This window comes from Enterobacter sp. PGRG2 (assembly GCF_030291195.1).
Taxonomy (GTDB): Bacteria; Pseudomonadota; Gammaproteobacteria; order Enterobacterales; family Enterobacteriaceae; genus Enterobacter_D.
In genome coordinates this window covers 1,690,610-1,697,855 of record NZ_CP127837.1, presented here as the reverse complement: position 1 = coordinate 1,697,855, position 7,246 = coordinate 1,690,610, and the positions used below count along the sequence as shown (strand labels likewise).

Annotated in this window: 4 protein-coding genes; 3 read left to right on the top strand and 1 reads right to left on the bottom strand. The window is 60.2% G+C overall.

Annotated elements, in window-relative coordinates; translation table 11 throughout:
* Positions 1–57: 57 nt before the first annotated feature.
* Positions 58–2,766 carry a magnesium-translocating P-type ATPase gene (mgtA, locus tag QRD42_RS07370; protein WP_321988519.1) on the bottom strand — a complete coding sequence of 903 codons (2,709 nt, stop codon included), beginning with the start codon at positions 2,764–2,766 and terminating at the stop codon, positions 58–60.
* A 288-nt stretch (positions 2,767–3,054) separates the two neighbouring features.
* Here mgtA and treR point away from each other — a divergent pair, with 288 nt between their 5' ends.
* The 3 genes from treR to treC all read left to right on the top strand — a co-directional run.
* Positions 3,055–4,002: a trehalose operon repressor TreR gene (gene treR / locus QRD42_RS07365; protein WP_321988518.1), complete on the top strand. Its 948-nt coding sequence runs from the start codon at positions 3,055–3,057 to the stop codon at positions 4,000–4,002.
* Between the two features lie 130 nt (positions 4,003–4,132).
* On the top strand, positions 4,133–5,554 hold the full coding sequence (gene treB / locus QRD42_RS07360; protein ID WP_072570353.1) for a PTS trehalose transporter subunit IIBC: 1,422 nt from the start codon (positions 4,133–4,135) through the stop codon (positions 5,552–5,554).
* Positions 5,555–5,601: 47 nt separating this feature from the next.
* The coding region (treC, locus tag QRD42_RS07355; RefSeq protein ID WP_321988517.1) for an alpha,alpha-phosphotrehalase at positions 5,602–7,246 on the top strand (1,645 nt) is incomplete at its 3' end.

The window sequence follows — 7,246 nt, the reverse complement described above, 5'->3', positions numbered from 1 at the left end:
TGTAGGCCGGGTAAGCGTAGCGCCACCCGGCAAACAGGTTAAAGCACAACTCCCCCCTCACTGCCACCCGTACCGGCAGCTGTAAAATCCTTTCACCAGCTGCGTCAACGCCATATACCCCAGCAAAATCCCCGCCAGCCACGGGAAGTACGCCAGCGGCAGCGCCTGGAGTTGCAGATAGCTTGCCAGCGGCGAGAACGGCAGCCCGATGCCCAACACCATCACTACCGCCGTCATCATCAGCAGCGGCCAGGCGGCGCGACTCTGGAAGAAGGGCACGCGACGGGTGCGGATCATATGCACAATCAGCGTCTGGGACAGCAGCCCCACCACAAACCAGCCGGACTGGAACAGCGTCTGCGCTTCCGGCACGTTGGCGTGGAACACCCACCACATCACACAGAACGTCAGAATGTCGAAGATCGAACTGATCGGCCCAAAGAACAGCATAAAGCGCCCCAGATCGGCGGGGTTCCAGCGCTGTGGCTTCTGGATCTGCTCATCGTCGACGTTATCAAAGGGGATCGCCACCTGTGACACATCGTACAGCAGGTTCTGGATCAGTAAGTGCAGCGGCAGCATGGGTAAAAATGGCAGAAATGCGCTCGCCACCAGCACGCTGAACACGTTGCCGAAGTTAGAACTGGCGGTCATTTTGATGTACTTGAGCATATTGGCAAAAGTACGACGCCCTTCGATCACGCCTGCTTCCAGCACCATCAGGCTCTTTTCCAGCAGAATAATATCAGCGGCTTCGCGGGCGATATCCACCGCCCCGTCCACGGAAATGCCAATGTCCGCTGCCCGCAGCGCCGGGGCATCGTTGATGCCGTCGCCCATAAAGCCCACCACATGCCCTTCACGTTTTAGCAGCGTGACGATGCGCTCTTTGTGCATCGGCGTCAGACGGGCGAACAGCGTGGTGCGCTGCGCCAGCGCCGCCAGCTCGTCATCGCTTAACCCTTCGATATCGCTGCCGGTGACCACCTCGCCCGCGTTCAGCCCGACGTCGTGGCACACTTTCGCCGCCACCAGCTCGCTGTCGCCGGTAAGGATTTTCACCGTGATGCCGCTGGCGTGCAGCGCCTTCAGCGCCGGGGCGGTGCTCTCTTTCGGCGGATCGAGAAAGGCGATATAGCCTTCAAGGATCAGGTCTGACTCATCGGCACGCTGATAATCCCCCTGCCGCGCCGCGAGGTATTTGCTGGCCACCGCCACCACGCGCAGGCCCTGACGGTTCAGGGTTTGGGTGACGCGCTCGATGCGGCGCAGCATAGCCTGATCCAGCGCTGTCACCTCGCCGTTATGCCGCACATGGCTACAGACGCTGAGCATCTCCTGTAACGCCCCTTTGCAAATGAGTAGCGGCGCATCCGGCGTTTCCGCCACCACCACCGACATGCGGCGGCGCTCAAAATCAAAGGGGATCTCGTCGATTTTTTGCCAGCGGGCGGAGAGTTCCCGCGCACGGTCTTCGTCCACCCCTTCCAGCACCGCCACATCCAGCAGGTTTTTCAGGCCGGTCTGGTAATGGCTGTTCAGCCACGCGGTGTGAAGTACGTGCTCACTAACTTTTCCGGCGATGTCCGTGTGGTTCTCCAGCACGATTTTGTCCTGGGTCAGGGTGCCGGTTTTATCGGTGCACAGGATGTCCATCGCGCCGAAGTTCTGGATGGCGTCCAGATGTTTCACGATCACTTTCTGTTTAGACAGTTTCACCGCGCCGCGTGCCAGCGTCGAGGTGACGATCATCGGCAGCATTTCCGGGGTTAAGCCCACCGCCACCGACAGCGCAAACAGCGCCGCTTCCCACCAGTCGCCTTTGGTGTAGCCGTTAATCAACAGCACCAGCGGCGCCATGACGAGCATAAAACGGATCAGCAGCATACTGACGCGGCTGATGCCTTTCTGGAACGCATTCGGCTCGGTGGGCTGTTCGCTGACGCGCCCGGCCAGCTGACCAAACCAGGTGTTGCCGCCGGTGGCGATGACCATCGCCTGCGCCGTGCCGCTCACCACGTTAGTGCCCATAAAGCACAGGGTGTCGCACTCCAGCGCATTGGTTTGCGCGGCATTACGTGTGACGGCGAGCTTCTCCACCGGCAGCGATTCGCCGGTCAGCGAGGCCTGCGCCACGAACAGATCCCGGGCCTGTATCACGCGCAAATCGGCAGGGATCATATCCCCCGCCGCCAGCCGGACAATATCCCCCGGCACCAGTTCTTCCAGCGGCAGTTCACACCAGGCGCTTTCGCCTTTGTCGTTGATCACCCGCAGCACGGTGGCAGTGTTGCTGACCATCGCTTTCAGCGCGTCGGCGGCGCGGGTGGATCGCGCTTCCTGGATAAAATTGAGCAGCGTGGCGATCGCCACCATCAGGCCGATCACCCCCGCGGCAAACATATCTTCGGTGGCGTAAGAGATCACGCCGAGCAGCGTCAGCAATAAATTGAACGGGTTGCGATAGCACAGCCACAGGTGCACCCACCAGGGCGATGGTTCCTGCGCCGGAATGCGGTTGTCGCCGTGCTTCTCGCGGCTGGCCGTGACTTCCTGCGGGTTAAGCCCTTCAGGATGGCTGCCGAAGGTGCGCCACAGTTGAGATTCGTCCATCGCCGCCACGTTGAGGCAGTGAGCGCTGAGCGAAGCCGGGATCGGGGTTACGCCTGCGATGGTGGCATCCGGCAGCGGGCTGCGGTCAACCAGACGGCGTGGTAAATGGCGGCTGAGCGCAAAGAAGCGCTGCCGGATAAAATTTTTCAGCATAAAAAGTCCCTCTGCGCCCGCAGGCGCAAATGTTATTTTGCAGGGACGTAAAACGTCGCTGCCCTACGCGTCTGGCAAGGCAGCGAAAACAGACTTACCGGAACGCGGGAAAACTCCCGTCGGGGAGAGGGGTGGGATCAGGATCCATGTCGCCTCCGGTAAAAGTGATAAGGTTTAGTTGCGGCGCATGATAACGCCCGGCAACTAAACCGGACATAAACCAGACTTTGCGCATTGTATTTTGTCGCAGTAGCATTAGGCTGATACCGACCTGACAGGAATGGACGCATGCAAAACCGACTGACAATCAAAGACATCGCCCGCTTAAGCGGCGTGGGTAAATCCACCGTTTCGCGCGTGCTCAATAATGAGAGCGGCGTCAGCGTCCAGACCCGTGAGCGCGTGGAAGCCGTCATGCAACAGCATGGCTTCTCCCCGTCCCGCTCGGCGCGGGCAATGCGCGGCCAGAGCGATAACATCGTGGCGATCATCGTCACGCGCCTCGATTCGCTGTCGGAAAATCTTGCGGTACAGACCATGCTGCCAGCGTTTTACGCCCAGGGTTACGATCCGATCATGATGGAAAGTCAGTTCTCTCCGGCGCTGGTGGAAGAGCATCTTGGCATGTTACGTCGCCGCAATATCGACGGCGTGGTGCTGTTCGGCTTTACTGGCCTCACGGAAACCCTGCTTGCGCCCTGGCAGTCTTCGCTGGTGCTGATGGCGCGGGACGCCAGCGGTTTTGCCTCCGTCTGTTATGACGATGAACGGGCGATCCAGATGCTGCTGGAAAAGCTCTACGCCCAGGGGCACCGGCATATCAGCTATCTCGGCGTGCCTGCCAGCGACACCACCACCGGCCAGCGCCGCCACGACGCCTATCTGCATTTCTGCGCACAGCATCAGATGCAGCCCGTCGCCGTGCTGCCGGGCCTGGCGATGAAACAGGGTTATGAGCACGTCGCCCGCGTCTTAACGCCGGACACTACTGCGCTGGTCTGCGCCACTGATACTCTGGCGCTCGGCGCGAGTAAGTACTTACAGGAGCAGCGCATCACCGCCCTGCAACTGGCCAGCGTCGGCAATACGCCGCTGATGAAATTTCTGCATCCGGAAATCGTCACCGTCGATCCCGGCTACGCTGAAGCGGGCCGTATGGCCGCCACGCAGCTGATCGATCAGATCACCGGCCGCGCCGATCCGCGCACCATTATCGTCCCCGCCCGCCTCGGTTAATCTTTGCTTGTATGATTTAGTGTGATCCTTAACCGATTTCGGGAACGTTCCCTTTTCGCTTTTGCCGATCCGCAGATACTCTTTCAGCTGTTCCCTACGCATAATTCCAAATCCTCTGTGAGGCTTCACGATGAGCAAAAAAGTAGATCAAGCTGACATCGATAAATTAATCGAGCTGGTTGGCGGACGGGATAACATCGCCACCGTCAGCCACTGTATTACCCGCCTGCGCTTTGTGCTTGATAACCCGGCGAAAGCCGATCCGAAAGCCATTGAAAAACTGAAAATGGTGAAGGGCTGCTTTACCAACGCCGGACAGTTCCAGGTGGTGATCGGCCCCGATGTCGGCGACTACTATAAAGTCCTGCTCGCCACCACCGGTCAGGCTCATGCGGATAAAGAGCACGCCAAACGGGTGGCGCGCCAGAATATGAAATGGTACGAGCAGCTGATCTCGCACTTTGCGGAGATCTTCTTCCCGCTGCTGCCGGCGCTGATCAGCGGCGGTTTGATTCTGGGCTTCCGTAACGTTATCGGCGATCTGCCGATGAGCAACGGCCAGACGCTGGCGCAAATGTCCCCGGCGCTGAAAACCATTTATGACTTCCTGTGGCTGATTGGCGAGGCGATCTTCTTCTACCTGCCGGTGGGGATCTGCTGGTCGGCGGTGAAGAAAATGGGCGGCACGCCGATCCTCGGTATCGTGCTCGGCATTACGCTGGTTTCGCCGCAGTTAATGAACGCTTACTTACTGGGTCAGCAGGTGCCGGAAGCCTGGAACTTTGGCCTGTTCAGCATTGATAAAGTAGGTTACCAGGCGCAGGTCATCCCGGCGCTGCTGGCGGGTCTGGCGCTTGGCTATATTGAATTGCAGCTGAAGCGTATCGTCCCCGCCTACCTCTATCTGGTGGTGGTGCCGGTCTGCTCGCTGCTCCTCGCAGTGTTCCTTGCCCACGCGTTTATCGGCCCCTTTGGTCGTCTTATCGGCGACGGCGTGGCCTTCGCCATGCGCCATCTGATGACCGGCAGCTTCGCCCCGATAGGCGCGGCGCTGTTTGGCTTCCTCTATGCGCCGCTGGTGATCACCGGGGTGCACCAGACCACGCTCGCTATTGATATGCAGATGATCCAGAGCATGGGCGGCACACCGATGTGGCCGCTGATTGCCCTGTCGAACATCGCTCAGGCGTCCGCCGTGGTGGGGATCATCATCGTCAGCCGCAAAGAGAATGAACGTGAGATTTCGGTGCCTGCCGCTATCTCCGCTTTCCTCGGCGTGACCGAACCGGCAATGTACGGTATCAACCTGAAATACCGCTTCCCGATGCTGTGCGCCATGATTGGCTCCTGCCTCGCCGCGCTGCTGTGCGGATTATACGGCGTGATGGCGAACGGCATCGGCGTCGGCGGCCTGCCGGGGATCCTGTCCATCCAGACCGGTTACTGGCAGGTCTACGGCATCGCCATGGTCATCGCCATTGTCGTGCCGTTAGTGCTCACGACCTTTATGTACCAGCGCAAAGCCCGTCAGGGATCGCTACAGATTGTTTGATGCTACGGGGGCGCGACGGCGCCCCTTTTTTTGATCGGGACGACATGATGAATACACTTCCCCACTGGTGGCAGACCGGCGCGATCTACCAGATTTACCCGAAGAGCTTCCAGGACACCACCGGCAGCGGGCGCGGCGATTTACGCGGCGTGACGCAGCGCCTCGACTACCTGAAAATCCTCGGCGTCGACGCCATCTGGCTGACGCCGTTTTATATCTCGCCGCAGGTGGATAACGGCTACGACGTGGCGAACTATACCGCCATCGATCCGGGCTACGGCACGCTGGACGATTTTGACGAGATGGTGACCCAGGCCCATGCGCGCGGCATCCGCATCGTGCTGGATATGGTGTTAAACCATACCTCCACGCAGCACGCCTGGTTCCGCCATGCGCAGGATCCCGCCAGTCCGTACCGCGAATTTTATATCTGGCGCGACGGCTCGCCGGTGACGCCGCCGAACAACTGGCGCTCGAAATTCGGCGGCAGCGCCTGGCGCTGGCATGCGGAGAGCGGGCAGTACTATCTGCACCTTTTCGCCCCGGAGCAGGCGGATCTGAACTGGGAAAGCCCGCAGGTGCGCGCCGAGCTGAAAAAGGTGTGTGAATTCTGGGCCGATCGCGGCGTCGACGGGCTGCGCCTCGATGTGGTGAATCTGATTTCCAAAGATCAGGATTTTCCGTCGGATGAGCTGGGGGACGGGCGTCGTTTTTACACCGACGGGCCGCGCGCCCATGAGTATTTGCAGGAGATGAGCCGCGACGTTTTCCGCCCGCGCGGGCTGATGACGGTGGGCGAAATGTCCTCCACCACCCTGGATCACTGTCGGCAGTACGCCGCACAGGATGGCCGCGAACTGTCGATGACCTTTAACTTCCATCATCTGAAAGTGGACTACCCCGGCGGGGAAAAATGGACGCTGGCCGCCCCGGATTTCGTGGCGCTGAAGACGCTGTTCCGCTACTGGCAGCAGGGGATGCATCAGGTGGCGTGGAACGCGCTGTTCTGGTGTAACCACGATCAGCCGCGCATCGTCTCCCGCTTTGGTGATGAGGGGGAATATCGCGTCACCTCGGCGAAAATGCTCGCCATGGTGCTGCACGGTATGCAGGGCACGCCCTATATCTATCAGGGCGAAGAGATCGGCATGACCAACCCGCACTTTACGCGCATCACCGATTACCGCGACGTGGAAAGCCACAATATGTTTGCCGAACGCCGCGCCGCCGGTCAGGACGCCGACCAGCTGCTGACGATCCTCGCCTCCAAATCCCGCGACAACAGCCGCACGCCGATGCAGTGGGATGCCTCTCCCCATGCCGGGTTTACCCGGGGCGAGCCGTGGATCGCCCTGTGCGAGAACTATCCGCAGGTGAACGTGGAGGCGGCCCTGCGCGATGCGGACTCGGTGTTTTATACCTATCAGGCGCTGATTGCGCTGCGCAAACGCGAGCCGGTGCTGACCTGGGGAGATTATGAGGATCTGCTGCCTGCGCATCCGTCCGTGTGGTGTTATCGCCGCCAGTGGCAGGGGCAGACGCTGCTGGTAGTGGCGAATCTGAGCGGGGAGAATCAGGCATGGGAGCCGGAGGAGATGGCGGGCGACTGGCGGGTGGTGATGAGTAATTATGCGGAGGTGGCGCAGGCCCCTGCGAAGGCGGTGTTAAGGCCGTATGAGGCGGTGTGGTGGA